The organism is Arenibacter aquaticus (genome assembly GCF_003957295.1).
GTDB classification, from domain to species: domain Bacteria; phylum Bacteroidota; class Bacteroidia; order Flavobacteriales; family Flavobacteriaceae; genus Arenibacter; species Arenibacter aquaticus.
The window spans coordinates 408,316-430,998 of the sequence record NZ_RQPJ01000002.1 but is presented as its reverse complement, the minus strand read 5'-3'; the positions used below and the strand labels follow the sequence as shown (position 1 = coordinate 430,998).

Genomic DNA, 22,683 nt, shown 5'->3' with positions numbered 1-22,683 from the left:
ACGCTTTTACATTCTAACTCATTGTTGTGTTGGGATTGTATCCAGTGTAGGGCATATGGTATTCCTTAAAGTTGATGCCAACACTTTTTAATTCCTTTAATATTGGTTCATAAACTTCTCTTTTAATAGGGAGTTGTACCCCGGGGGAGGTAATTTTGCCGTTAAGGATCAGCAAGGTGGCCATTGCAACGGGTAGGCCAACTGTTTTGGCCATGGCCGTAAAGGTCCTGTCCTCGCCCAAAACCACCATATTGGAATCTATCTGTGCTTTGTTGCCATCTAGCTCATAGCCAAACTTATGGTACATAACAATCATATCCTGGTCTTTGCTGCCCAAGGTCCAACTGTCCTCTAAAATACGCTGTAACATCTGGGCCGGCGTTGCTTTTTTTATGGTAAACTTCTTTTGGTTGTCAAAAATATTCAGCTCAGTTAGTTTCTCCCACATAATGTCATCCTGGTCTATTTTTAGGTAGTGCCTCATTTTTAATTCAACTGAATCGGTTGGGGAATACGGAAGAAAGAGATTGGCAAATTCCCTATAAGACATGCCTTCAGAGTTTTCTATGGTATAACTGTCGTCTGTCATGCCCAGTTGTACGAACATATTCCAGGCCTTGGAAAAGCCTACTCTGCGCATGGTTCCTCTATATAGGGTAAGGGCGTCCTCCAAACCGTAGACTTTGCGGTATTTTAAGGAATCCCTGTTGGGGTAGACTTCAAATTTTCCGAACCCCTCAACTTCCAAAAATTCTGTTCTTCTAAAAAGTTTATGGTAGGGAATATATTTATATGTGCCCTCCTGAATAAATTTTGCCACACCGCCCTGTCCGGCCAATACAACATTTCTGGGGTTCCATGTAAATTTATAATTCCATAGGTTGGTATCACTTTGTGGAGCTACCAAGCCACCCGTAAAGGATTCGAACAGTATAATCCTGCCCCCTTTATCCCTGATCTTATCAATTACTTGCATGGCGCTCATATGATCTATGCCAGGGTCCAGTCCAATTTCATTCATTAGAACAAGACCTTTATCCTTGGCTGGTTGGTCTAGCTCCATAAGTTCATCAGTGATATAGGAGGCGGTTACCAAATGCTTGCCATAACGGATGCAATCACGCGCTACCTCAATATGAAAGCGGGCAGGAAGCATGGAAACAACTATATCCGATTCCTGTATGACCTTGGATCTGTCTGTAGTATTAAAAATATCCAATTTAACTGTGCTGCATGCCGGGTGTTCTTTTATCTTTGTAGGAAGGGATTCTGGCTTAAGGTCGCAGATGGTGAGGTGAAGATTTTCTACTTCCGTTCTCTGTGCCAAATAATCCAACAGGTAAGAAGTAGATTTTCCAGCCCCTACTATAAGTATTTTTCTTCGCATTCGTTTTTTACTTTATTGTTAAGGCTTACTAAGGTATCAAATTGTTATATTTGTAAGAAATTAGAGCTTACAAGTTATGAACAAAACAATTTTTGGTACTGGAATATTTTTCGGTGTAACGGCCATACTTTTAGGGGCTTTTGGAGCCCATGGTTTAGAGGGGGTGCTAAATGCCCAGGCTTTGCAAACGTTCGAGACCGGAATTAAATATCAGATGTACCATGCTTTGTTTCTATTGATTTTAGGTGGTTTTAATGTATTGCCCGAAGAGCGCAAAAAACTTGTGTACTATTTTGTGATGATCGGGGTTTTCTGCTTTTCTTTTTCTATATACTTATTGGCGACCAATTCGTTGACCGGTTTTGATTTTAAACGTATAGCACTTTTAACCCCACTGGGTGGTGTGTTAATGATTTGTGGTTGGATGCTTTTGGGAGTAAGATACCTTAACCAAAAGCAATCCCAATAATTACAACAGTTGCACCTATAATCAGTACTTTTAAATATTTAACTAACAAAACGCAATTATTATGAATTCATCAACTCCATCCACGAAATCGATTTCGTTAAAAGAATATGGTCTAGAAGGTAAAAAGGTCCACTATCAACTATCGCCTTCCGAATTGCATAAAATTACTGTTCAAAAAGGCATGGGGGTTACCGCTGCTACAGGGGCCCTAGCTGTAAATACTGGTGAGTTTACCGGGAGGTCGCCCATGGATAGATTTATAGTAAAAGACCAAATTACGACGGACAAAGTATGGTGGGGTAATGTAAATATTCCTTTTGAGAGTGAGCAATTTGATGCCTTATATGATAAGGTAATCACATATTTAAATGATAAGGATTTATATGTGAGGGATTGTTTCGCCTGCGCGGATGATAGTTATAAAATGAATATTAGGGTGATTAATGAGTATCCATGGTCCAACATGTTTGCCTATAATATGTTTATTAGGCCCGCTGAAGAGGAGTTGCAGGATTTTGATCCGGAATGGACGGTGGTCAATGCTCCGGGATTTATGGCCAATGCCGAGGAGGATGGTACACGGCAACACAATTTTGCTATATTAAATTTTACCCGTAAAATAGCCCTGATAGGGGGTACAGGGTATACTGGGGAAATTAAAAAAGGAATATTTTCTGCGCTTAATTTTATTTTGCCGGTCTACAAGAACTGCCTGCCTATGCACTGTTCCGCAAATGTAGGGGAAGAAGGGGATACGGCCATCTTTTTTGGGCTGTCAGGCACGGGTAAAACAACCTTGTCAGCGGATCCATATAGAAAGTTGATAGGGGATGATGAACACGGGTGGACCAAGGATAATACGGTATTTAATTTTGAAGGGGGCTGCTATGCCAAGGTTATAAACCTTTCCCAAGAAAGTGAGCCAGAGATTTATGGGGCCATTAAAGAGGGGGCGCTATTGGAAAATGTGGTGTTGGACTCCAATGGGGTGGTAGACTTTTCAGATACCTCCATAACCCAAAATACCAGGGTTAGTTATCCAATTTATAATATAGACAATATTCAGGTTCCTTCCGTGGGTAAAAATCCTAAGAATATATTCTTTTTAACGGCCGATGCATTTGGGGTATTGCCTCCAATTTCCAAATTAACACCCAGTCAGGCTGCATATCATTTTATATCCGGATATACGGCAAAGGTGGCCGGTACGGAAGCAGGGGTGGTGGAGCCGGTTCCCAGTTTTTCGGCCTGTTTTGGTGCGCCCTTTATGCCATTGCATCCAACGGTATATGCGGAAATGTTGAGCAAGAAGATGTTGGAGGCAGGAGTAAATGTTTGGTTGGTAAATACAGGTTGGACAGGTGGGCCTTACGGGGTAGGAACCAGGATGAAATTAAAGTATACCCGCGCCATGATTCATGCTGCACTGAGTGGTGAATTGGGATTGTATACCTATGATACATACCATATCCATTCTGTTTTTGGGGTTGCCCAGCCTAGGGAGTGCCCAGGCGTACCTACCAGTGTGTTGAGTCCCAGGGCAACATGGAACAATGACGAAGCATATTATAAGACAGCCTTTAAGCTGACCAATGCCTTCAGGGAGAATTTTAAGAAATTTGAATCATATGCCAACGAAGAAATAAGAAGGGGAGGGCCCCAGCGCTATGCTTTTTAAAAGAAAACCCGAGGCTGGCCCCGGGTTTTTTTAAGTTTGTCAATTGCAGGCCTATTAGGTTTTGCAATAGCTATGCTTGGATTACTTTTTGTTGACAGTAGTGATGTATCGCTGAAGTGCCATTGTCATGGATGGCGTCTCCGGAGTAGGAGCCTGTATGTCTATTCTAAGACCGGCTTCCGTTGCCGCTTTTACCGTAGAATTGCCAAATACCGCTATCCTGGTGTCGTTCTGTTTAAAATCTGGGAAGTTCTTTAATAAGGACTCTATGCCGGAAGGACTGAAGAATACCAATACGTCATAGTAGACATTTCTTAAGTCAGAAAGGTCACTTATTACGGTTTTGTAGAAAATTCCCCTTGTCCAATCAATTCCTAAATTATCCAAAGTTTCTGGAACAATGGGTTTAAGAACGTCTGAAGAAGGTAATAGGAATTTTTCATCCTTGTATTTTTTGAACAAGGCGCTTAAGTCTAGAAAATTCATTTTTCCTACGTAGATCTTACGCTTTCTGTATACCACGTATTTTTGAAGGTAATAGGCGACGGCTTCGGACTGACAAAAATACTTCATCGAATCTGGTACCTTAAAACGCATTTCCTCGGCAATTCTGAAAAAATGATCTACCGCATTCCTACTAGTGAGAATAATGGCAGTAAAATTTTTAAGATCAATTTTTTGCTGCCTTACCATTTTCGCATCAACACCTTCCACGTGGATAAAAGGCCTAAAATCTACCTTTATTTTCTCCTTATCTATAAGCTTGGAATAGGGGGAGTTTTCCATCTTAGGCTCTGGCTGTGAAACCAAAATAGTTTTTACTTTCATAAGCTTCTATCTATTATATAGTTTCCAACTATTACAATTGGTGCTATTTCAAGAGCGCAAAGGTACAAAATAAAATAGACAAAATTACCAGCAATGTATTTTTGATGATTTCTCAATGTAGTGGTCCAGCCAATAGCATTAATAAGAAATACTAGTAAAATACTTACAATAATTACCGCTTTGGAATCTATAAGGATATAGTTAAGAATAAGATTGGCAAATAACATGACTAAACCACTGTAGTTCAGATAGGATAGTTTTTTAAAAATTATTTCGGAAATGGTCTTATCGGCATCAAAAATAAAGCCATTGCTCAATTGTAAGAGTATTTTGATGATAGAAAAAAGGAAAAGAGAAATAAATACTATGGCATAGAGGCCAAATTGAAGTGTTTCTTGGGCGTTAAAAAAATGGTAATGCGTAAAATAGAGGAAGAGGGACAAATTAAGTAGCTGAAATATACTTAATAATACATTGAACCAGTTAAAGAGTTTATCCTTCTTCTGATGTAAAAAAATATATTTGTTGTTGAAGGGTAGGATTATAAAATTTACAAAACGGCCATAGAAAAAGCTCTTTGCTAGAACCATAAAGAAAATACTGGTAAAAAGCACAAGGGTTATCCAATCTGAAGTGATTTCATTTCTTAATATAGCCTCCATAGAACTGAGCTGGTTGTTTTATTTTTTTGCCTTAAATATATACCTTTTCTTTTGGGTCTGTTGGACGTATTTGTATTTTTTAAAACCCGTAGAAACATATTGTATAATTTCTCTTGCAGGCTTGCCTTTCCTTCAGTGGGGAGGTTGTAGCGCAGCCCCTTATTTCAAAGGAAGGAAAATAGAGGTCGTAAACCTAGCTTTTTTTAATATTCCTGCTTCCCTGTTGTAGAGCCCATGATCATCAAGGGGGGCATTGTTGTAGGTAGATGCGTTAATTGTCTTATGGTGGGATATATTTTAAAAAAATCATAAATCTGCCCTGATATTTCTATACAGATTTTAAAATACTATTTTTGCTAAAATTGAAATACCTAGATGGCGGATAGCTTGGTCATTATTCCTACCTTCAATGAGATTGAAAACATTGGGCTTATTATTGATGCCGTCTTTGCATTGGAACAGGATTTCCATATCCTTGTTGTAGATGATAATTCTCCAGATGGTACTGGTCAGTTGGTAAAGGAGCTGCAGCAGCACTATTCAAATAAATTGTTTTTAGAGGTAAGACAGGAGAAATTTGGATTGGGGACAGCCTATATTCATGGGTTTAAATGGGCAATAGAAAGGAAATATGACTATATATTTGAAATGGATGCCGATTTTTCGCATGCCCCGGAAGACCTATTGAAATTGCGCCAGGCATGTGTAAACGGAGCGGATGTTACTGTTGGATCCCGATACAAAAAGGGCATAAATGTTGTAAATTGGCCGTTGCATAGAATATTATTGTCCTACGGGGCCTCCTTCTATGTTAAATGCATTACCGGAATGAAGGTTCATGACCCCACCGCAGGCTTTGTTTGTTATAAAAGGAGGGTGTTGGAAACAATTAATTTGGATTCTGTTAAGTTTATTGGCTATGCGTTTCAGATCGAAATGAAGTTTAGGGCTCACCTTGAGGGGTATAAAATAGAAGAAGTTCCTATTGTTTTTACGGACAGGGTCAGGGGAAAATCAAAAATGAGCGCATCTATCATTAACGAGGCCGTATTTGGGGTATTACAAATGAAAATTAGAAGTTTGTTTCATAAAAAGAAATTTTAAAATGGGGAGGATACTGATTAAAAATGCTACAATTGTCAATGAGAACAAGATATTCCCCGGTGATGTGTTATTGGAAGATGATATAATCCTGAAGATAGATGACAGTATACCCTCTGATCAGGCTACTAGGGTCATTGATGTTGCGGGCAAGTATCTTATACCAGGCGTTATAGATGATCAGGTACATTTCAGGGAGCCAGGTCTAACCCATAAAGGAAACATAGCAACAGAGAGTAGGGCAGCTGTGGCCGGCGGTATTACCACCTATATGGAGCAGCCAAATACCAATCCACAAACAACAACCATAGACGCACTAGAGGCCAAGTTTGAAGTGGCGAGGGGGGCTTCATTCGCCAATTACTCTTTCTTGTTTGGGGGTACCAATGATAATTTGGAAGAGCTTAAGAAGTTGGATAAAAATGCCTGTTCTGGTGTAAAACTCTTTTTGGGGTCCTCTACAGGAAATATGTTGGTGGATAATGAAGAGGTGATCGAAAAAATTTTTAGGAATACCGAAATGGTAATTTCTGCCCATTGTGAGGATGAGGCGACCATTAGGGCTAATATGGCTGCCTATAAGGAAAGATATGGAGATGATATCCCTATAAATTGTCATCCTATGATAAGGAGTGAGGAAGCTTGTTATCTGTCTTCTTCCCGGGCAATTGCCTTGGCGAAAAAAACTGGCGCTAGGTTACATGTTTTTCACGTATCCACTGGAAAGGAGACCCAGCTATTTAGAAATGACATTCCATTGGAAGAAAAGAAAATTACGGCAGAGGTGTGTATTCATCATCTTTGGTTTTCTGAGGAGGATTACGAATCCAAGGGAACTTTGATTAAATGGAATCCGGCCGTAAAAACAGCAACGGACCGGGAGCAGCTTTGGCAGGCCCTATTGGATGATCGTATAGATGTGGTAGCTACGGACCATGCACCACATACCATTGAAGAAAAAAACAATCCCTATACCGCAGCCCCATCGGGCGGACCATTGGTACAGCACGCATTGCCGGCTATGCTTGAAAATTACCATTCCGGTAAGATTGCCCTGGAGCGAATCGTGGAAAAAATGTGCCACAATCCCGCAAAACTATTTCAAATAAAAAAACGTGGATTTATTCGCGAAGGCTATTATGCCGATCTTGCAATAGTGGACCTGCAGGACCCATGGAGGGTAACCAAAGATAATATTGCCTACAAATGCGGTTGGTCGCCATTTGAAGGCAGCTCCTTTAAGTCTAGAATAACACATACCTTTGTTAATGGCCATTTGGCATATGAAAATGGCCAGTTTTCTGAGGAAAGAAAGGCGATGAGGTTAACTTTTAATAGGTAGTTATGGCAAAATATGGTGTTCTATTGGGGTTGATTCTGCTGTTTTCCTGCAATGAAAAAGTGGTGGAAAAACCTGAGAATCTTATTCCTGCAGAAAAGATGATCTCTGTCTTATATGACATGGCCGTTATAAACGCGGCGAAGAACATGAATCAGGATATATTGCTTGAGTACGATATAGAACCTATGGCGTATATATATTCCAAGCATGGGGTAGACAGTCTACAATTTGTTAAGAGTGATCTGTATTATGCCTCCAAGCCTTCGGAATATGAGACCATTTATACCGCTGTTAAAGATAAATTGGAAAAGGATGAGCAATTTATGGAGGAGCACAATAAGAAAATGGATTCCATAAAAGCTGCCAAGGAACGGGAAAGACTTGGGCTTGACAAGAAAAAGAAAGCAGTTAAGGATTCTCTTCCATAAATTTTTTGCAAGATAGTTTAATAATCCCGTCCAAGCTTTCGTAGGTAAACCCTACTAATTGTTTCTTTATTTTGTCAGTATTGTACCGCTGTGTTTTTCTAAGGGACTGCACTGATATTTTAGTGAGTTTTCGTCCATTGTTCATAACAAGGTTCCTAAGCCAGTCCAATCGCCACAATATCTCCAGCTCCCAAAATTTTAAAGGCCTAGTGGGGGCGGGTTTGTGAAGAGCCGAAGTTAATTTGTCCAAAATTTCCTTATAGCTCAACTGCTTGGCCACTACAATAAACCTTTCATTTACAATGGAAGATTGCATTAATTGGGTCATTATACCAACCACATCATTGATCGATACGAACCCCGTTCCTCCTGGAGGGTAGTATTTGTTTGCCTTATAAGCTGTTTTAAATAAGAGGCCGGTACCGGTTTTCCAAAACCCGGGACCTATAATTACACCTGGATTTATAATGATCACATTAACGTTTTCCTGTGAAGCCCGCCAGACTTCCAATTCGGCATCCATCTTGGTCAGGGCATATACATTGGCCCCCTGTGTGGTCCAATCGGTTTCTTCTGTTGCCTCCTGGGCGTCCGTTGTTCGGCCAATAGTTGCTATAGAGCTTGTATAGCATAATTTTTTAACCTTATGGGCAATGCATAAATTAACAATGTTCCTGGTCCCCTCAATATTTATGGTCCGTAATTGTTCGTAATCGCACGGGTCAAATGAAATGAAGGCGGCGCAATGATAAACATGGGTAACGCCCATAAAAGCCAATTCCAAGGCTGGTAGGTCGTTGAGGTCCGCTTTTACCCATTCAATTTGCCGGAAGAGCGTCCGGTGTTGGTCCGTGTAATAACCAAACACCTTTTGTACTAGCTCGAGCTTACGTTCATTACGGTAAATGGCTTTTACCTTGGCCCCGGATTGCAATAATTGCAAAAGAAGGTGTGCCCCTACCAATCCGGTACCGCCTGTGACTAGAATCATAGGGCAAATTTACTTAATTGACTTCAATTTATTCGGTTTTTGGAGAGAGTAAAGCAAGCTATTATTTTATATTTGCAGCTATTATTGAAACTGAACATTTAAAGCATGACTTCAAACTTTGTAGAAGAATTAAAATGGAGGGGAATGTTGCACGATGCAATGCCCGGTACCGAGGAACATTTGTTAGGTGAAATGCAATCCGCTTATGTGGGAATAGATCCAACGGCAGACTCGCTGCATATTGGTCATTTGGTAGGAGTAATGATGCTGCGCCATTTTCAATTGGCGGGCCATAAACCTTATGCTTTAATAGGTGGTGCTACGGGGATGATAGGTGATCCCTCCGGAAAATCTGCAGAGCGTAATTTACTGGATGAAGCTACCTTGGCACATAACCAAGCGGGAATAAAAGCGCAGCTTTCACGCTTTTTGGATTTCAATAGTGGTCAGGAAAATAGTGCAGTCTTGGTAAACAACTATGAATGGATGAAGAATTTTTCTTTTTTGGAATTTATCCGTGATGTAGGGAAGCATATAACCGTAAATTATATGATGGCCAAGGACTCTGTGAAAAAACGACTTTCTGCTGAGGCCAAGGAAGGGATGTCTTTTACCGAGTTTACCTATCAACTTGTTCAAGGCTATGATTTTCTTCATCTTTACAGGGAACATAACTGTACCCTTCAAATGGGAGGGAGCGACCAATGGGGGAATATTACTACCGGAACCGAACTAATTAGAAGAATTGGTGGAGGAAAGGGATATGCTCTTACCTGTCCTTTGATTACCAAGGCAGATGGCACCAAATTTGGAAAGACCGAAGGAGGGAATATTTGGTTGGATCCAGAAAGGACGTCACCTTATAAATTTTACCAATATTGGTTGAATACCTCTGATGAGGATGCCGAAAAATATATTAAGATTTTTACGTTTTTGTCCAAGGAAGAAATTATGGACCTGGTAAAGGCACATCAGGAAGCTCCCCATTTACGGGTTCTTCAGAAGCGATTGGCCGATGAGATTACAGTTATGGTCCATTCGCAAGAGGATTTGGACAACGCCATAAAAGCGAGTAATATATTATTTGGCAAGTCTGTATCTGAGGATTTAAAGAAATTGACCGAAAAGACATTTTTAGAAATTTTTGAGGGAGTGCCGCAGGCCGAGGTCGCCAAGGTGGAGATAGACAATGGCTTGGATATGATTGGGGCCTTAGCCGCCAAAACGGGGTTTTTGGGATCTAATGGGGAGGCCAGGCGCGAACTCAAGCAAAATTCCATTTCAGTAAATAAGGAAAAGGTAAAAGAAGATTACACCATTACGGCAAAGGATCTGATCAATGATAAATATGTTTTATTACAACGAGGGAAAAAGAACTATTTTGTGTTGGTTGTCCAATAATGGATTTAATATTTAACAATTGCTGGCCAATAATCATTTTGTAATACCGTTAGCTTAATAAAATTGTATAATATGAAGAAGTTTTTATTGCTATTTGCTTTGGTTGGACTTTTTAGTTCGTGTGATAAATTGGATGAACTTACCAAATTTGAAATGGACTTTAACCAAAGGGTGGTTATACCATCTTCATCTGGGATAGACTTGCCCTTTGATGTCTACACACCGGAGACCGAAACCAATTCTTCTTCCGAATTCGAGGTAAATGACACCAGAAAAGATCTCATAGAGGAAATTGTACTTACCAAATTATCCCTTTTTGTTAATTCTCCAGAAGGGGAGGATTTTAGCTTTTTGGAATCTATAGTGGTATATATGTCGGCCGAAGATTTGCCAGAGATAGAAATTGCATGGAACAATGAGGTGGCGGCTACTGCAGGGCCGTTGCTGGAATTGAATACAACTTCCGAAGATTTAAAGGAGTATATAAAAAAAGATAGCTATACACTAAGGTTAAAAACGGTGACCGATGAGTTTTTATCCTCCGATTATGAGATTGATGTAGCTTCCACCTTTTTTGTAGATGCAAAGATATTGGGGCTATAGTGCCATTAGGTTGCACCCCCGGATATCCGAATGATCAAAACGACCTAAGACTTCAAAACTTCCATCGGGGTAGACTTTGCCCAAGTCTTGTGTAGCAATAAACGCACATGAGTGAATATTGGCCAAATCAATGATGTTTATTCCCCCCGTTTTTCCAGCTTGCTGTGGGGTAAGCGGGTCTTCGGTTTCACGGGTCATTACCCGCATCCATTTTGGACAATGAAATTTGCCGTTACCTTTGGAGTAGGCCTGGGACAAGAGTTCTGTCATCCCATATTCTGAATGGATATGTTGCACTCCAAACCCTTTTTTTAAAACACTGTGCAGTTCCTGTCTTATCAATTCCTTTTTACGGCCTTTCATACCTCCTGTTTCCATTACAATTGTATTGTTGAGGCTCATTTTAAATTTTTCGGCCATATCCATTAATGCAAAGGAAACACCTAGGAGAAGTATTTTTGTGTTGGAGGCATTCAGTTGGATCAAAGTGTCTTGTAGTTGGTCTATATTGTTCAAATAAAACCCGCTATCCGCATGTCCGCTCTTTTGGATTAGGTCATTGGCCATGTAAATAAGGGACGATCCTGTCCTTTCCAAATAAGAAGGCAATAGCGCCAAAACGCAATAGTCCTCTATGTTCCCGTAATACGCTTTAAAGGCGGTTAGGTAGCTGTTCTCATATATTCTTAGGTCGCGGACGTAGTGTTTGCTTACCTCACTGCCGGTTGTGCCGCTACTGGTAAATATGGTTTCTTCCTTAAAGCTGCCCGTGACTACTTTCTTGGATTTAAAAAATTCTATAGGTAGAAAGGGGATATCCCCTAGATCATGGACATTGGATTCATTTCTTTTCAGGTAATCACAAAACTCCTTATATACAGGATTGTCCCTGTACTGGGTCCTAAAGGTTTGCAAGGCTTGTACCTTGAAGGCTTCTTTGGTAGAAATGCTAAAGATATTCGACTGTGGCATAATGCTTTTCACTACTGCAAAAGTAATGATATCATTAAGGTAGAAAATCAATTTTATGGATTTATTGGCTTTCTGCAGCCTTTCTCGTAGGTAAAGGTTACGCTACTTGGGCAGGTAAATGTGTTAAAGTTTGTAAATATTATAAAATATCGCTCTCGTGAAGGACGTGGTTATTTTACCACCAGTTTCCTGGTCATACTGTGCCTGTTTTGGGTTATTTGGAGTACATATACCCCTGGTGATAATTTGGAAATATTTAGTGTTGGTCTACTTATGCGATCCTTTAGTGCAATGCTGCCAAATACATTATAGACCACTACATCTTTTATACCACTATGGTTGGTAGTAATATGCACTACATTCTCATAAGCTGGATTGGGATATAATTTAAAGGTATAGGGCTGTGTATTTTGAGCAATGGGCTGTTGAACAAATTCTTGGGCCGAGACCATCGCACAGAACACCATAAATAATAGGGTGTAGTATATTTTCATAGGTTGGTATTGATTTGGGATCAACATAGTAAATATAATCAAAGTGGTGTAGCGAAAGCATTAAATGTTGTAAACCATCTATTTTTGTATGTGAATCCCTTTTTGGGCGCCCTATATCTTTGTTAGGGGGTATAAAGAAGAAGTAAAAAAAAGCGACTCGTAGCCGGCTATGAAGGAGTTATTTAATAATTAGCTTTCTCGTGGCTACCTTATCCTTTTCGTTCACCCTAAGCATATAAACACCTGCATCCAATTCGCTTACGTTCAACTCGGTCCCTATAATGGTGGTTTTAAGGACTTGGGTGCCAAAAATATCGAAGATCAGGATTTGTTTAGGAGCTTTTAAGGTTGTGTTTATATATACCCTTCCGTTGGTAACGGGATTGGGATATAGTTTAAAGCCATCTATATCCCCGCTATTTCCTTTGGGCTCTTGTCCATAGGAAATAGAAATAAAAAGTAAGGTTATAACAAGGTAAAGTTGCTTCATAAATATTTAACAACAAATAATATACCGTAAATGTAATAATTTTAATTGCGGCACGTTAGGGCCACCATTATTAATACGGGAAAAATCGATGAAATGCAAAGAAAAGCCAAATTAAATGTTGAAAAACAAATAATTTGGCTTCTTTTTTAATTGTGGTTCTTATTTAATGCTAAAACTTTATAGTGTAACCCATAGAGAATGCTCTACCGGGGCTTCTTTTGGAGAAAGTCTGATTTTGAGCCTTATAGGACTCGTATTCGCTTTCTACATCATCATTCAGAAGATTACTTATTTTGAAGCTTACGCTCTGATTTTGGTTTTCGCCGAAACTTTTGGAGAGGTTAAAGTTTAAATTGTGGAATGGCATGGTATAAACATCTGGTACAAATCCGTTACCTACTACTTGCAAGGTTTTGCCTTGAACGTTATAATTCATTCCCATTTGGATCCCGTTTTCGGCACCCTCATAATTTAATCCAGAATTGATCAAGAATGGGGATTGTCCCTGCAATTCCCTGTCATTGCCCAAAGTCTCACCATCCCTAAGTCCTAATTCCCTAAGGTTACGTTCGCTTTCGCTGTATACCTGGGTCGATTTTATGATGGATGTGTTTAAATTAAAGCTAAAGTTGTTAAGGGCCGGGGTTAAGAAACCTAGGTTTTTCCTTAACTCGAATTCAACTCCAATAACGTCTGCATCGCCGAGGTTTTGCGGGGTAAAGTTGTCGGAAGAAGATTCAAAATAGGTAAGTTCAATAGGATCGGTGAACCTTTTGTAGAAGCCACTTAAAGCAATCATCTCTGCACTTTCCCCAAACCATTCTACCCTAAAGTCAAAGTTGTTGATATAGGTAGGGTCCAATTCAATATTGCCTATAAAGGTATTGTTGGATAATGGATCAAAAATCTTCGCAATGGAAGCCTCTTTAAAAGATGGCCTGGCAGTGGTTCTGGCATAGGATCCCCTTAAATTTACCTGCTCTGTTAGCTCAAAAATTAAATTGGCAGTAGGGAAAAGATCAAACTTGTCTATTATGGTTTCGTTGTCGTAGATTACCTTAGCCGGATCGCTTGGGTCCTTGTTGTCTTCCCCTGTATATTTGGATTCAAATTTTTCTAGCCTTAGCCCAAGGATGGTACGCAATCTTTGACCTACCTTAAATTCGTTGGAAACGTAGCCTGCAATGTTTTGTTGTGCCGCTTCATAGGTATTGGCAGGTTCGGCAATGGTGATATCCGGATCAATATAGGAACCGGAGTCGTTGTTCACCGTCCATAGGTTTTCCTCCAAGAGGATGTTGTCTGCTACACCGTTGAACTTAGTAGTTTGGGCATTGTTCTCTATTTCAAAATTTAGAATGCTAAAATCCCTGGTTTTATAGGAGCCATAAGTACCAAATTTTAACTTGGCATCTTTTTCCAAAAATTGGTATTTTTTAGTAAGGTCTAGCTTGGCTACGGCATTGATTTCCTCCAAATCCCTCCAAATTCTTTTAGGTTGATTGTTCTGGGGTATGGAGTATACTCCGTCCTCAACCCTAAATGAAGTAGTTCTAATATCCTTGTCCTGTATTTTGGATAGGGTAGGTGAAACGGCCCATTCCGTGGTCCAAGTTGCATCTTCACTACTGTGAATTCCTGATAGTAGCAAGTTGGAGATGGAGCGTTGGGTGTATTCCAGGTTGTCCTTGGAAAAGTTCACAAAATCGGAAAAATTCAGCGTTTGGCTAAAATATCCAGCTGTAGATTCTCCATTCTGAAGGTGAAGGAGGTTGAGTTTGTATTTGGACTTTTCGGTTTTAAATGAAGTTCCCAATAGGCCACTTACCAATACATTGTTTTTTCCGTAATCCCCGGATTGGGTTCTGTCCGTTTCCAATTCGTAAACGGAAGTATCGGAATTTCTTCTGTAAAAGTTATTTTCGGCACCTTCGTAGAAAGTGGTACTGTTCTTATAGGATATAGAGGCCAAAAACCCTAGTCGGTTTTCACTTTCGCCTACAATATATTGATTGCCGGAAGTGAACCCGAAGCTATAATCCATGGCACTATTTTCTTTCATGGCAGATAGTGTGGGATTAAATTTTTTGGTTATTGCTGTCAACAACGGATTGTACTCGAATGTGTTGGGTATATCTTGGTTTCTATTGATGGGTACAGATCTGGACCCGTTGTCGAACCCTAGGAAGTCAGTGGCACTACCTTTGTAGTCCAGATAGTTGCCATTAAAGTGCATATCTGGATTGTAGCTACCGCCAACAGAGATACTGTGTTCTTTTTTGGTGGGATAATCTTTGGTAACGATGTTTACGATACCCCCTGTAAAATCTGCAGGTAAATCTGCCGAAGCTGATTTTAATACCAGTATATTGTCAATGATGTTGGTAGGGAAAATATCTAGCTGTATGGTGTTTCTGTCGGGATCCAAGCCAGGGATATCCACTCCGTTGAGGATCGATTTGGTATATCGATCTCCCAGCCCCCTCACATAGACGTATTTTCCGCCTTGTACCGATACCCCGGGTACCGATTTTATGGCGCTGGCCACATCACTGGATCCTGTTTTCTTAAAGGCTTCCGCCGAAAGTCCGTCCAATAGATTCACGGCCTTTTTTTGAATTCCCAATACGGCCGTTTCTGTGTTTTTTTTAACACTAACGGTTATTACCACCTCATCAAGGCCTTCGGCCAGTGTTTCCATGGTGACATTTACATTGGTTGTCTCATTGGCCTTGACCACCACATCTGTGATCTCTACTGTTTTATAGCCAAGGAAGGAAAAGTTCAGGGTGTGCGTACCTTCTTCCAGGCTAAGTTTGTAATTGCCGTCAAAATCTGAAGTGGTTCCAATGGTGGTGCCCTTAACAAGTATGTTGGCAAAAGGTACCGGATCCTGGAAATCAGCATCTATCAAGGTGCCGGTTACTTCCCCGCCCTGGGAAAAAATGAATTGAAAAATGAAAAGCGCAAAAATTGAGAGTCTAAATTGAATTTTCATAAGTAAGAGTAATTAAATCGTAATAAACCAAATGCCCGCCACTGGGTATGGGCGAGCATGGTTGTTGTTTTAAAGAAGTATTGTGTTTCCCCTAGAAACCTAAACTTGCTTTAGCGTTTGCATATGTCCAAGCGAATGCGCTAAGATCTGCACCTACAGTTTGGGCACCAGCCTCAACTTGGGTTGTCCAATCTGCAGCTCTTTCCGTAAAGGTTGGAGTTAATATTATTGTTGATTCCACTTCGTTTCCATCATCGTCCTTTTTAACTTTTTCGGCAAAAATGCTGTGGTCAAAGCCTACTACTTGCCAAGCTTCAAATTTTAACTTGCCATCCAAATAGTTCTGGGCCACATCGTTGGCATCCAATTCCACGTCTTTTCCAGCTTGGAATCCAACAGCATAGATGTTCTTGGTAGTTCCCATGGCGTTACTTCTGTAATCGGCATACTCCCCGTCAGCAGCTGTGGCACTTCCAAAAATTGTTGTGTTCTGAAGGGTGAAAGACCCTTCAAGCGATCCTTCAGGGCCATCTATTTCAAAGGCGTGGTCAGAAGCCTCACCGGAAACAACTACGGCATTGTCAATGGTGCCGGAGTATGCTTGATCTATATCCAAAGCATCATCTCCTTGTGCCCATACAAATAAATTGGTAGCGTTAACAGTTCCGCCGAAAAATTCAATTCCGTCATCCACGTTTCCTACAACTTCAATATTGTCAATCAAAGTTCCTCTACCTACAGATCCCAAAGTAAGACCGTTTATTTCATTTCCTTCTCCAATTAAGGCTCCACCATGGCGGATAGAGATATACTGTAGTTCACCAGAGTTGTCATCGTCGTTCAAGGCATCTCCAGGGCCGTAAAGTCCAAAAGTATCATCGGCAGGAATACCTTCTATCTGTACTTCGGTAACATCGCCTTTGAAAGAACCTGAGGCTCTCCCCAAAACAATTAAGCCTCCCCAAAGTCCCCTGTCACCTTCGTCCAAGTTGGTGCCAGCAGTCTGTCCAATAGCGATGTTATCGGCTTCGGCAGTAAAGATAATAGGCTTTTCGGCAGTACCCTTGGCAATCAATTTAGAACCTCTTTGTACAATCAAGGCAGAGGCTAAAGATCCAGAACCTGGCTTACCTTTAATAATGGTACCTGGCTCAATGGTCAAGGTTTTGTCCACACCTACAACAACCTTACCGGCCAATAAATATATATTGTTGGCAGACCAGGTAGTGTCGGTACTTATTTCACCAGAGACGGTGATGATTTCTGCGCAAGAACCACCTACGTCCACTCCGGTTTCGTCACCATTTTGAATACCGTCATTACAAGTAGCTGTGGCTTCAGTACAAGGCTGACAGTTAGGGCCACCACAATCAACACCGGTCTCCCCTTGGTTTTGAATTCCGTCATTACAGGTAGCTACTACTTCGGCTACCGGCGGTTCGTCGTCTTCATTACACGAGGAAAAAGCCAAGGCCCCAATGGCCAATGCAGATAATAATAGTTTTTTCATTTCAATAGAATTTTTTGGTTTCATTTTTTGAGTTTACTTGTTTTATTCAACCCTGCAAATAAACTATCCAACTGTAAAAGTGGGGTTACCCATAGATTAATAGTTTGTTGCATTAATGTTACCTAAACGTTACTATATTAAATCCGTGTTAAGCGGTTCCGTGTAATAGTATTATCTTTACTTTTGGCTGCGAAAATCAATAATTATAAAGTTGAAACGGCTGTGTTTTAAAGATGAATAATAGGTTAAGCTTAGACTGTTTATAGTAGTTTGGCAATATTCAGATTTTCCATGACCGTTTTAGAAACCAGAAAAATTAAGGCATGAAAAAAAAGGACATTAAAATACTTTTGGTTGATGATGAACCGGATATCCTGGAAATAGTGAGTTATAATTTATCCTCTGAGGGATATGAGGTCTTTACGGCTAAAAATGGGGTAGAAGGTGTGGCAAAGGCAAAAAAGAAAAAGCCACACCTGATAATTTTGGATGTTATGATGCCAGAAATGGACGGTATAGAGGCTTGTGAGGCTATTCGTAGAACCGAAGGATTGGAAAATACCATTATTACATTTCTAACCGCAAGGGGTGAGGATTATTCCCAAATGGCCGGATTTGATGCCGGAGCGGACGATTATATTACCAAACCCATAAAACCAAAGGTGCTTGTTAGTAAGGTAAAAGCTTTGTTGAGAAGGCTTAAGAACGATGAACAAGAGGTAGAGGATATCTTTAAGGTAGGCCAGATTGTTATTAACAGGGAGGAATATAAGATCGTAAACCAAGGGGAGGAAGTAATTCTTCCAAGGAAGGAATTTGAGCTTTTGGCTCTATTGACCTCCAAGCCCAATAAAGTCTTTAAAAGGGAGGTTATCCTGGATAAGGTTTGGGGCAATGAAGTAGTAGTTGGAGGTAGGACCATTGACGTGCACATTAGGAAGTTACGAGAAAAAATTGGGGACGATCACTTTAAAACCGTAAAAGGTGTAGGGTATAAGTTTGTTTTGTAATGGTAACCAGGATTAAAAAATCGTATCGGTTTGCCCTTCGTTCCACTATACTTATTACTTTTATAATAACGGCTTTTCTGGGGGTGTTTTTGTGGAATAACGGGTCCATGGATTGGTTGCTTCTCTTGGTAATTGCCCTGGTATCCGGTATAACGTCCTTTTTAGTGATACAACTGCGGGTAGAAAAGTTTATTTACCGTAAAATAGAACGTATATACAACGATGTCTCCCTGCTGGAGTCCAGGTCGCTGTCCTCACGTACCGTAACTACTGATATGAGAGCCTTGACCGAGGAAATTGAAAAGTTTGCCAAGGATAAAAAAATTGAAATAGATACCCTGAAAATCAGGGAGGAATACCGTAAGGATTTTTTGGGTAACGTTTCCCATGAATTAAAAACTCCTTTGTTTACCGTTCAGGGCTATATACTTACTTTGTTAGATGGGGCAATGGATGATAAGACTTTGCGGAAAAAGTACTTGCAGCGGGCCAATAAAGGGGTAGAAAGACTTATCTATATTATAAAAGATCTGGACCTTATTACTAAATTGGAGGTGGGAGACCTGAATTTGGAACTCGAAAATTTTGATATTTTAGAACTGGTTCAAAATGTTTTTGATCTCTTGGAGATGAAAGCCGCCAAGAAGAATATTACCCTAACTTTTGATATGGATTATGACGGCCCTATCCATGTTAGGGCAGATAAGGAGAAAATACAGCAGGTGATTACCAATTTAGTAGTAAATTCCATTAAATATGGGCAGCAGAATGGTACTACTGAGGTAAGTGTGGAAAACTTGATAAAGAATAAGGTTATTATTAGGGTAACTGATAATGGGGAAGGAATTTCCAAGCAGAACTTGGCGCGGATTTTTGAGCGATTTTACAGGGTAGATAAGAGTGGGAGCAGAGCAGAAGGAGGTTCTGGACTGGGGCTTGCCATTGTAAAACATATTGTAGAGGCCCATAATGAAAAGATTTATGTGGAAAGTGTTGTAAATATAGGGTCCGAATTTTCCTTTACCTTGGAAAAAGTTGCGGACAAAACCCCTTCGGCCTAGCAATTCCTGTTCTTGTAAACCCTTTCTAATCTTGTTTGTTTCTTTTCTTTATACACTTCTACTTTATTCCTTACTGTTCCAACAATAAAAATAATGATTCTTTGGGAGGTATTAAATGGTTTGCGCTAGTAGATTTATCTAGGCTTGCTTTGGTTGCTTAGAAGAATGGGGCGACTTTATTTTTTAAAAAATTAAGTTTTTACCTTTAGTTCCGACAGATTTAGTAACACCAAAAATCTATGGAGCACATTGTTATTATTGGCAACGGTATTTCTGGGGTCACGGCGGCCCGACATATCCGCAAACAATCCGATAAAAAAATCACTGTTATTTCGGCAGAAAACGATTATTTCTTTTCTAGAACGGCACTCATGTATGTGTATATGGGGCATATGAAGTTTAAACATACCCAGCCCTATGAAAATTGGTTTTGGAAAAAGAACAGAATAGACCTTGTCAATGCCTACGTTACCTCTGTGGATACGGATAGTAAAACCTTAAAATTGACCGGTGCCCAAGAAATTACCTATGACAAACTGGTTATTGCCACAGGCTCCAAATCCAATAAATTTGGATGGCCAGGTCAGGATTTGGATGGAGTACAAGGGTTGTATTCCAAACAGGATCTGGAACTGTTGGAGGCTAACGCTCCCAATAAGGAAGTGTGTAAGCGTGCGGTAATAGTGGGAGGTGGCCTAATAGGGATAGAGTTGGCAGAAATGCTGAGGAGCCGTGATATACCCGTCACCTTTTTGGTTCGGGAAAAGAGCTTTTGGGATGGGGTCTTGCCAAAAGGGGAGTCGGCTATGATCAATGAACATATTAGGGAACATCATATTCAACTGTTGCTAGATACCAATCTAAAGGAAATATTGGCTGACAAGAACGGACGGGCCAAGGCAGTAGTAACAGATAAAGGGGAAACAATAGACTGTAACCTAGTAGGTTTAACGGCTGGCGTTACGCCCAATATAGATTTTCTAAAAAATTCCGGAATAGAATTGGGCAAAGGAGTAAAGGTAAACACCTATTTGGAGACCAATGTGCCCGATGTGTATGCCATTGGCGATTGTGCGGAGCAGCACACGGCCATAGGACAGCGTAGGCCAGTGGAGGCGGTTTGGTATACGGGAAGGATGATGGGGGAGGTTCTGGCACAGACCATATGTGGCAATAGAAGGCCATACAATCCCGGACATTGGTTTAATTCGGCAAAATTTCTGGATATAGAGTATCAGACCTATGGTTGGGTATTTAGTGAAAGATCAAAGAAGGAAGAAGAACAACATTTTCATTGGCGGCACCCCAAGGAGAAAATATGTGTTACCATCGCCTTTCATAGGGAAACGAAACAATTTTTAGGGATCAATACCTTCGGGATCCGGCTGAGGCATGAGGTCATAGACGGCTGGCTCACCCAAAAAAGAACGGTAGACCAGGTTATGGAACACTTGAAGGATGCGAATTTTGATCCTGAGTTTTATACCCATCATGAGGGGTCCATTGTTGCCCTGTACAATTCTGAATTTGGGACCAATATTAGGCCAAAAAAGAAAAGTTGGAAACGAATTTTTAATAATGTATAAGCCTTTAATATGCAGGTAATTAAGAAAATAGGTCTAGTGGTTTTTTTGGTAGGGTTAACTATCTTTACCATGCTTCCGTTTATGGGAGAGTTTGCTGTGTCCCAAACTGTATTTAATAAGGTGGTCCGTGATAAGGGTATAAAAAGTGAGATTTTCATTGGGGAGATGGAAGAAAATGTAGTTGGAAAAGAGTTTTATGGAATGTTGGAACTTTCACCTAAGATTGCCCAGGCCTTGGAAAAGGCAAATAAACAGCATAGGGCAAATAAGGAGTATAAAAAAGTTATATATACAGCTCCCCACGATATGGCTGCTTTGATAGGGAAGGAGTCTGGCAATGGCTTTATCGTAGCCAATAAAGGGCTAATGTGGTTTCTTACCTTTGGCTTGGGGATTATTGGAGCCCTGATGTTTATTGTTCCCAATGTAGTTCTATTGGGCAAAAAAGGAATTAAGAACAATGGGATCTATCATGAGAACGCCACCAATAGAGGGTGGATAGCCTGGCTGGTATTCGTGTTTTTGGTGTTGTTCTATTTGGTCTTATACTTCCGTTCAGAATATGCCGTTAATTGGACCTATCTGGTAGACCCCATCAGTAAATTTCTTAGTGGCAATCCTGCTGGGCACTGGTTTGTATATGGGTTTATGTACTGTACGGTCATGACGGTCATGGCCGTGCGCATGTATATTAAGTATCGTCATAATGCCTACCAAACGCTTAGGACTACCTCAGTGTTGTTTTTTCAAATTGTTTTTGCCTTTCTGATTCCAGAAATAATGGTGCGTCTGCAAATGCCCTATTATGATTTTAAAAATGCCTTTCCCTTGGATTACGATTTCTTTTTTCAATGGAACCTAAAATCCTTGTTGGGCAGTGGGGCAATAGGCCTGTTTATTTTGGTCTGGGGTATTGTGCTTACTTTGATTATTGTTCCGGTAATGGTCTACTTTTATGGAAAGAGATGGTATTGTTCATGGGTATGTGGATGTGGGGGATTGGCCGAAACCTTGGGAGACCCCTATAGGCAACACTCCAGTAAGTCCTTGTTTTCTTGGAAGGTAGAGCGGTGGCTGGTACATGGGGTATTGGTTTTTGCAGTGGGCATGACCCTTATGACCTTATATAGTTTTTTTACAGAATCTGGTACGGTATTGGGTATTAGGACTCAGAGCGTGCAGAATGCCTATAGTCTATTAATAGGTGCTTTTTTTGCAGGTGTTATTGGTACCGGCTTCTATCCAATTTTTGGTAATAGGGTGTGGTGTAGGTTTGGCTGCCCCTTAGCGGCTTATTTGGGAATTGTTCAACGCTTTAAGTCGCGCTTCAGAATCACTACCAATGGAGGGCAATGCATTTCCTGTGGTAATTGTTCTACCTATTGCGAACAGGGAATAGATGTTAGGGCATATGCCCAAAAAGGAGAAAATATAATTCGGTCCAGTTGTGTAGGCTGCGGTATATGTTCGGCTGTTTGTCCAAGAGGCGTGTTAAAACTGGAAAACGGTCCTCTAAAAGGAAGGATAAACCCCACGGAAGTGCTGCTGGGCAATGATGTTGATCTCATGAATCTGGTAAATAAGAAATAGTAAGTTTGGCGGGGATCAATAATGAAGGTTATTACCGCTATATAAACGGCTGGAATGTTCAAAGTATTGATACCTTTGTCCC

General features: G+C 40.5%; 20 protein-coding genes. 11 read left to right on the top strand and 9 right to left on the bottom strand.

Going from position 1 to position 22,683, the window contains the following annotated elements:
* Nucleotides 1-13 precede the first annotated feature (13 nt).
* Nucleotides 14-1,387: a saccharopine dehydrogenase family protein gene (locus tag EHW67_RS04690; RefSeq protein ID WP_126161200.1), complete on the bottom strand. Its 1,374-nt coding sequence runs from the start codon at nucleotides 1,385-1,387 to the stop codon at nucleotides 14-16.
* Between the two features lie 76 nt (nucleotides 1,388-1,463).
* Here EHW67_RS04690 and EHW67_RS04685 point away from each other — a divergent pair, with 76 nt between their 5' ends.
* Both EHW67_RS04685 and pckA read left to right on the top strand, forming a co-directional pair.
* A complete protein-coding gene (locus EHW67_RS04685; protein ID WP_126161199.1) occupies nucleotides 1,464-1,856 on the top strand; it encodes a DUF423 domain-containing protein in 393 nt (130 codons plus the stop codon).
* A gap of 61 nt (nucleotides 1,857-1,917) precedes the next feature.
* On the top strand, nucleotides 1,918-3,534 hold the full coding sequence (gene pckA, locus EHW67_RS04680; protein WP_126161198.1) for a phosphoenolpyruvate carboxykinase (ATP): 1,617 nt from the start codon (nucleotides 1,918-1,920) through the stop codon (nucleotides 3,532-3,534).
* An 81-nt stretch (nucleotides 3,535-3,615) separates the two neighbouring features.
* Here pckA and EHW67_RS04675 read toward each other — a convergent pair whose 3' ends face one another.
* Together EHW67_RS04675 and EHW67_RS04670 are read right to left on the bottom strand one after the other, a co-directional pair.
* Complete coding sequence (locus EHW67_RS04675) at nucleotides 3,616-4,362, bottom strand: uroporphyrinogen-III synthase (RefSeq protein WP_126161197.1); 747 nt, start codon at nucleotides 4,360-4,362, stop codon at nucleotides 3,616-3,618.
* Complete coding sequence (locus tag EHW67_RS04670) at nucleotides 4,359-5,024, bottom strand: DUF4271 domain-containing protein (protein ID WP_126161196.1); 666 nt, start codon at nucleotides 5,022-5,024, stop codon at nucleotides 4,359-4,361. Before EHW67_RS04670 ends, EHW67_RS04675 begins: the two co-directional genes overlap by 4 nt.
* A gap of 375 nt (nucleotides 5,025-5,399) precedes the next feature.
* Here EHW67_RS04670 and EHW67_RS04665 point away from each other — a divergent pair, with 375 nt between their 5' ends.
* The 3 genes from EHW67_RS04665 to EHW67_RS04655 are packed head-to-tail and all read left to right on the top strand — an operon-like array spanning nucleotide 5,400 to nucleotide 7,895.
* On the top strand, nucleotides 5,400-6,128 hold the full coding sequence (locus EHW67_RS04665) for a polyprenol monophosphomannose synthase (RefSeq protein WP_126161195.1): 729 nt from the start codon (nucleotides 5,400-5,402) through the stop codon (nucleotides 6,126-6,128).
* A 1-nt stretch (nucleotide 6,129) separates the two neighbouring features.
* Nucleotides 6,130-7,467 carry a dihydroorotase gene (locus EHW67_RS04660; RefSeq protein ID WP_126161194.1) on the top strand — a complete coding sequence of 446 codons (1,338 nt, stop codon included), beginning with the start codon at nucleotides 6,130-6,132 and terminating at the stop codon, nucleotides 7,465-7,467.
* Nucleotides 7,468-7,469: 2 nt separating this feature from the next.
* Nucleotides 7,470-7,895 (top strand): DUF4296 domain-containing protein, encoded by a 426-nt coding sequence (locus EHW67_RS04655; protein WP_126161193.1) that lies wholly within the window; start codon nucleotides 7,470-7,472, stop codon nucleotides 7,893-7,895.
* On the opposite strand, the gene EHW67_RS04650 is transcribed toward EHW67_RS04655, so the two are convergent.
* The gene (locus EHW67_RS04650) at nucleotides 7,876-8,886 is read right to left on the bottom strand and encodes an NAD-dependent epimerase/dehydratase family protein (protein ID WP_126161192.1); all 1,011 of its coding nucleotides are present in this window, start codon (nucleotides 8,884-8,886) and stop codon (nucleotides 7,876-7,878) included. The two genes, EHW67_RS04655 and EHW67_RS04650, sit on opposite strands and share 20 nt — an antisense overlap.
* Before the next feature lie 105 nt (nucleotides 8,887-8,991).
* Between EHW67_RS04650 and tyrS the strand changes: the two genes are divergently transcribed.
* Nucleotides 8,992-10,287, top strand: a complete 1,296-nt coding sequence (gene tyrS, locus EHW67_RS04645; RefSeq protein ID WP_126161191.1) for a tyrosine--tRNA ligase — start codon at nucleotides 8,992-8,994, stop codon at nucleotides 10,285-10,287.
* Between the two features lie 72 nt (nucleotides 10,288-10,359).
* Nucleotides 10,360-10,890, top strand: coding sequence for a hypothetical protein (locus EHW67_RS04640; RefSeq protein ID WP_126161190.1), 531 nt, complete (start codon nucleotides 10,360-10,362; stop codon nucleotides 10,888-10,890).
* Here the strand turns inward: EHW67_RS04640 and EHW67_RS04635 are convergent.
* From EHW67_RS04635 to EHW67_RS04615, 5 genes are all read right to left on the bottom strand, one after another.
* Complete coding sequence (locus EHW67_RS04635) at nucleotides 10,885-11,862, bottom strand: LuxE/PaaK family acyltransferase (protein WP_126161696.1); 978 nt, start codon at nucleotides 11,860-11,862, stop codon at nucleotides 10,885-10,887. The genes EHW67_RS04640 and EHW67_RS04635 overlap by 6 nt on opposite strands.
* 170 nt (nucleotides 11,863-12,032) lie before the next feature.
* Complete coding sequence (locus tag EHW67_RS04630; RefSeq protein ID WP_126161189.1) at nucleotides 12,033-12,356, bottom strand: T9SS type A sorting domain-containing protein; 324 nt, start codon at nucleotides 12,354-12,356, stop codon at nucleotides 12,033-12,035.
* A 178-nt stretch (nucleotides 12,357-12,534) separates the two neighbouring features.
* Nucleotides 12,535-12,846 carry a T9SS type A sorting domain-containing protein gene (locus tag EHW67_RS04625; protein ID WP_126161188.1) on the bottom strand — a complete coding sequence of 104 codons (312 nt, stop codon included), beginning with the start codon at nucleotides 12,844-12,846 and terminating at the stop codon, nucleotides 12,535-12,537.
* 169 nt (nucleotides 12,847-13,015) lie between these two features.
* Complete coding sequence (locus EHW67_RS04620) at nucleotides 13,016-15,844, bottom strand: TonB-dependent receptor (RefSeq protein WP_126161187.1); 2,829 nt, start codon at nucleotides 15,842-15,844, stop codon at nucleotides 13,016-13,018.
* Between the two features lie 91 nt (nucleotides 15,845-15,935).
* Complete coding sequence (locus tag EHW67_RS04615; protein ID WP_126161186.1) at nucleotides 15,936-17,354, bottom strand: hypothetical protein; 1,419 nt, start codon at nucleotides 17,352-17,354, stop codon at nucleotides 15,936-15,938.
* A gap of 323 nt (nucleotides 17,355-17,677) precedes the next feature.
* Here EHW67_RS04615 and EHW67_RS04610 point away from each other — a divergent pair, with 323 nt between their 5' ends.
* The 4 genes from EHW67_RS04610 to EHW67_RS04595 all read left to right on the top strand — a co-directional run bounded on the left by EHW67_RS04610 (nucleotide 17,678) and on the right by EHW67_RS04595 (nucleotide 22,601).
* On the top strand, nucleotides 17,678-18,364 hold the full coding sequence (locus EHW67_RS04610) for a response regulator transcription factor (protein ID WP_126161185.1): 687 nt from the start codon (nucleotides 17,678-17,680) through the stop codon (nucleotides 18,362-18,364).
* The gene (locus EHW67_RS04605) at nucleotides 18,364-19,425 is read left to right on the top strand and encodes a sensor histidine kinase (RefSeq protein ID WP_126161184.1); all 1,062 of its coding nucleotides are present in this window, start codon (nucleotides 18,364-18,366) and stop codon (nucleotides 19,423-19,425) included. Before EHW67_RS04610 ends, EHW67_RS04605 begins: the two co-directional genes overlap by 1 nt.
* A gap of 239 nt (nucleotides 19,426-19,664) precedes the next feature.
* Nucleotides 19,665-21,011, top strand: coding sequence for an NAD(P)/FAD-dependent oxidoreductase (locus tag EHW67_RS04600; RefSeq protein ID WP_126161183.1), 1,347 nt, complete (start codon nucleotides 19,665-19,667; stop codon nucleotides 21,009-21,011).
* 9 nt (nucleotides 21,012-21,020) lie between these two features.
* A complete protein-coding gene (locus EHW67_RS04595) occupies nucleotides 21,021-22,601 on the top strand; it encodes a 4Fe-4S binding protein (protein WP_126161182.1) in 1,581 nt (526 codons plus the stop codon).
* Nucleotides 22,602-22,683: the final 82 nt, after the last annotated feature.

Bases quoted from the DNA above. Each gene is read 5' to 3' on its own strand.
- EHW67_RS04665 (WP_126161195.1), top strand. From the start codon at position 5,400: ATGGCGGATAGCTTGGTCATTATTCCTACCTTCAATGAGATTGAAAAC.
- EHW67_RS04610 (WP_126161185.1), top strand. From the start codon at position 17,678: ATGAAAAAAAAGGACATTAAAATACTTTTGGTTGATGATGAACCGGAT.
- tyrS (WP_126161191.1), top strand. From the start codon at position 8,992: ATGACTTCAAACTTTGTAGAAGAATTAAAATGGAGGGGAATGTTGCAC.
- EHW67_RS04675 (WP_126161197.1), bottom strand. From the start codon at position 4,362: ATGAAAGTAAAAACTATTTTGGTTTCACAGCCAGAGCCTAAGATGGAA.
- EHW67_RS04605 (WP_126161184.1), top strand. From the start codon at position 18,364: ATGGTAACCAGGATTAAAAAATCGTATCGGTTTGCCCTTCGTTCCACT.
- EHW67_RS04630 (WP_126161189.1), bottom strand. From the start codon at position 12,356: ATGAAAATATACTACACCCTATTATTTATGGTGTTCTGTGCGATGGTC.
- EHW67_RS04595 (WP_126161182.1), top strand. From the start codon at position 21,021: ATGCAGGTAATTAAGAAAATAGGTCTAGTGGTTTTTTTGGTAGGGTTA.
- EHW67_RS04635 (WP_126161696.1), bottom strand. From the start codon at position 11,862: ATGCCACAGTCGAATATCTTTAGCATTTCTACCAAAGAAGCCTTCAAG.
- EHW67_RS04685 (WP_126161199.1), top strand. From the start codon at position 1,464: ATGAACAAAACAATTTTTGGTACTGGAATATTTTTCGGTGTAACGGCC.
- EHW67_RS04620 (WP_126161187.1), bottom strand. From the start codon at position 15,844: ATGAAAATTCAATTTAGACTCTCAATTTTTGCGCTTTTCATTTTTCAA.
- pckA (WP_126161198.1), top strand. From the start codon at position 1,918: ATGAATTCATCAACTCCATCCACGAAATCGATTTCGTTAAAAGAATAT.
- EHW67_RS04625 (WP_126161188.1), bottom strand. From the start codon at position 12,846: ATGAAGCAACTTTACCTTGTTATAACCTTACTTTTTATTTCTATTTCC.
- EHW67_RS04615 (WP_126161186.1), bottom strand. From the start codon at position 17,354: ATGAAAAAACTATTATTATCTGCATTGGCCATTGGGGCCTTGGCTTTT.
- EHW67_RS04655 (WP_126161193.1), top strand. From the start codon at position 7,470: ATGGCAAAATATGGTGTTCTATTGGGGTTGATTCTGCTGTTTTCCTGC.
- EHW67_RS04640 (WP_126161190.1), top strand. From the start codon at position 10,360: ATGAAGAAGTTTTTATTGCTATTTGCTTTGGTTGGACTTTTTAGTTCG.
- EHW67_RS04600 (WP_126161183.1), top strand. From the start codon at position 19,665: ATGGAGCACATTGTTATTATTGGCAACGGTATTTCTGGGGTCACGGCG.
- EHW67_RS04650 (WP_126161192.1), bottom strand. From the start codon at position 8,886: ATGATTCTAGTCACAGGCGGTACCGGATTGGTAGGGGCACACCTTCTT.
- EHW67_RS04660 (WP_126161194.1), top strand. From the start codon at position 6,130: ATGGGGAGGATACTGATTAAAAATGCTACAATTGTCAATGAGAACAAG.
- EHW67_RS04670 (WP_126161196.1), bottom strand. From the start codon at position 5,024: ATGGAGGCTATATTAAGAAATGAAATCACTTCAGATTGGATAACCCTT.
- EHW67_RS04690 (WP_126161200.1), bottom strand. From the start codon at position 1,387: ATGCGAAGAAAAATACTTATAGTAGGGGCTGGAAAATCTACTTCTTAC.